Source organism: uncultured Nitratireductor sp., from assembly GCF_913053745.1.
In the GTDB taxonomy this organism is placed as follows: Bacteria; Pseudomonadota; Alphaproteobacteria; order Rhizobiales; family Rhizobiaceae; genus Nitratireductor.
This window is the reverse complement of sequence record NZ_CAJXGF010000258.1, coordinates 1-2803: the sequence shown is the minus strand read 5'-3', so window position 1 is coordinate 2803 and position 2803 is coordinate 1. Positions and strand designations below refer to the sequence as shown.

Annotated in this window: 3 protein-coding genes; 1 reads left to right on the top strand and 2 read right to left on the bottom strand. The window is 63.0% G+C overall.

All coding sequences use genetic code 11. From position 1 onward, the window contains the following. Both xseA and QZ638_RS23130 read right to left on the bottom strand, forming a co-directional pair. The coding region (gene xseA / locus QZ638_RS23135) for an exodeoxyribonuclease VII large subunit (RefSeq protein ID WP_295815089.1) at positions 1 to 1137 on the bottom strand (1137 nt) is incomplete at its 3' end. Between the two features lie 69 nt (positions 1138 to 1206). After that, positions 1207 to 2169: a LysR substrate-binding domain-containing protein gene (locus tag QZ638_RS23130; RefSeq protein ID WP_295815086.1), complete on the bottom strand. Its 963-nt coding sequence runs from the start codon at positions 2167 to 2169 to the stop codon at positions 1207 to 1209. Positions 2170 to 2327: 158 nt separating this feature from the next. On the opposite strand from QZ638_RS23130, the gene QZ638_RS23125 reads away from it, so the two are divergent. Then, positions 2328 to 2630: a DUF1127 domain-containing protein gene (locus QZ638_RS23125; protein WP_295815084.1), complete on the top strand. Its 303-nt coding sequence runs from the start codon at positions 2328 to 2330 to the stop codon at positions 2628 to 2630. Positions 2631 to 2803 lie beyond the last annotated feature (173 nt).

Here is a 2803-nt window from a genome sequence, read left to right as displayed (position 1 = left end):
CAGACGCTCGCCCGAAACGCCGGTACGGCGCCGCGATTCGGCGAGGCGGCGTTCGAGAGTTGCCGGCGAAAGGCGCAAGCCGTTGAAGGCGATGCGCTTGCGTTGGGTGGCGGCCGAAAGCGCACGCCCGAGACGGCCCGCGGCTTCATCGAAGCGGCGGCGCGGCAGGGCAAGAAGCTGATCGGGCGACGGTAGCGCACGCGTGAGCGCGCGCAGCGCCTGTCGCTTGCGGTCGCCTTCGCGCGAGATCGCCCCCTTGAGCCGGGCGGAAAGCCGGGCGAGGGACGCTTCCAGTTCGGCTTTGACCGGAACCGCCATTTCCGCGGCACCGGTCGGCGTCGGGGCGCGACGGTCGGCGACCAGATCGATCAGCGTCCAGTCCGTTTCGTGACCGACTGCAGAGACGACCGGTATGGCGGAGGCAGCCACCGCCCGCACCACGGCTTCGTCGTTGAAACCCCACAGATCCTCGAGGCTGCCGCCGCCACGTGCGACGATCAAAAGGTCCGGCCGGGGCAGGGGGGCATCCTTGGAAAGTGCATTGAAACCGGCAACGGCATTGGACACTTCCTCACCGGTGGTTTCGCCCTGAACGCGCACGGGCCAGACCATGACGCGAACGGGAAAACGATCGGAAATGCGGTGGATGATATCCCGAATGACGGCGCCCGTCGGGGATGTAACGACGCCGATGACGCGTGGCATGAAGGGCAAGGGCTTCTTGCGGCTGTCGTCGAAAAGCCCTTCGGCCGCGAGCTTCTTCTTGCGTTCCTCCAGAAGCGCCATGAGCGCACCGGCGCCGGCCGGCTCGATGCCGTCGATGACGATCTGGTATTTCGACGAGCCGGGATAGGTGGTCAGCTTGCCGGTGGCGATAATCTCAAGCCCTTCCTGTGGCAGGAATTTGAGCTTGGAAAAGACACCGCGCCAGATGACGGCCTCGAGCCGCGCGCGGTCGTCCTTGAGGGCGAAATAGGCATGACCGGAGGAGTGCGGACCGCGATAGCCGGACACTTCGCCGCGCACGCGCACATGGCCGAAAGCATCTTCCACAGTGCGTTTAAGCGCGCCGGAGATTTCGCTGACGGAAAACTCGGCAACATTGCTCTGCGAATCGGCTGGGCGGGATGTGTTCATGGCAAAGGATTGAGACGTGCCGCACGGGCGGGGTCAAGTCCGCGACGATAGGCCGTCCACATCGCTCTCCTACCAGCCGTTCATCACGTGACCGGGCCGCAGGCGTTTGCTGCGCGGATTCAGGAAAGCGCTCTGGAAATCGTAACCGCCGCTTTCTTCGATGAACGCGGGAACGGAAAGATTGTCGAGGCTTTCGCCGATATGCCGGGCCAGGGCATCGATGATTTCCACCTGGCCGGTATGCCCGCGCATCAGGCCGATATGGCAATCGGGCAATGCGTTGAAGCCATCGGCCTCGCCCAGTACCCGCATGCCCGGCCTCAGCGCGCATTCCGGCAGAACCGAGACAGCGAGACCGGAAAGGACGGCCGTAGCGATAACCGTGGCCGAAAAACTGGTGAAGAGCACACGGTATTGCCGACCCTCCTCCTCCAGCGCCGCGCAGGCGGTGCGCCGCCACAGACAACTGGGACGGCCGAACGCCATGGGCAGCACTTCCCGTTCATGCACCGTGTGGTTGGCCGAACTCACCCAGAGCACCGGCTCGCGCCGCACCGGCTCCGAACCGCCCTTGGAATCGTCATGGGTGACGAGTGCGAGATCCAGATTCCCCCGCCTGATATGCTCGACGAGATTGGTGGTCGGCTCGCAGGCAACCGACAGTTCGACCCGCGGGTTGGAACGCGAGAAGCGTGCCATGATCTCGGGCAGGAAGCGGTCGGCATAATCGTCCGGCGTGCCGATGCGGATATGTCCTTCCAGGCTCGCATCGTCGAAGGCGGCAAGGGTTTCGCGGTTGAGCCGGAGCATGCGCCGGGCATAGGCCAGAAGCCGCTCGCCATCTTCGGTCAGCCGATTGGTCCTGCCGTCTTTCTGAAACAGCGCCTTTCCGATCCGGTCTTCGAGCCTGCGCATCTGCATGGAGACGGCGGACTGGGTGCGGTGCACCTCCTCGGCGGCACGGGTGAAGCTGCCCGTGTCGGCAATTGCGATGAATGTGGAAAGCTGATCGAGGTCGAGTGGGGCGGCCATGGCATAACCTATCATAGATAGTGATGCTAAAGATTAGAAACATTCGTTCGACTAATCAATAAGGGTTTGAGACTATCGGCTCGTTCAAGGGACGGGCCCTTCGGTTTCATGGCGATGCCCGCCCATCGATTTCGTTCAAATCACAAAGGATCAGAACGATGACCTGCGTCCAGACCAACACCGTCGCCTCGACCGCTGTCGCACAGCCGGCCGGCATGGTGCGCGCAGTAGCTGTATCATTTGTGCTCAAAGTTACACGCTTCTGGAAGACCCGTGACGCGATGCGTCAGCTTTCCGAGATGTCCGACTGGCAGCTCGCGGATATCGGACTGACGCGCAGCGATTTGGATTCCGTCGCACTGAATGCGCCGCGCATCCTTGCGACGCGCGCGTTGCAGGAGATCGCCTATGAGCGGACGCGCATGGCGGCCATCCATGGCAGCGTGAACCGGAAGCTGTGACGTTGCGAGGATTTTCTCTTCCCATGCAGGCCTGACTCCCGCAAAGCCGGCTTCCCCCCGGCAGCCTGCACATTGCCCGGTCCCCTGGACCGGGCTTTTTTTATCGCCGGTTTAAAGGTTCCTCAGGCCGGGTCGCCGTCGTCATCGTCGATCGCACGACCGGGAATCGCATA

Bases quoted from the DNA above. Each gene is read 5' to 3' on its own strand.
- QZ638_RS23130 (WP_295815086.1), bottom strand. From the start codon at position 2,169: ATGGCCGCCCCACTCGACCTCGATCAGCTTTCCACATTCATCGCAATT.
- QZ638_RS23125 (WP_295815084.1), top strand. From the start codon at position 2,328: ATGACCTGCGTCCAGACCAACACCGTCGCCTCGACCGCTGTCGCACAG.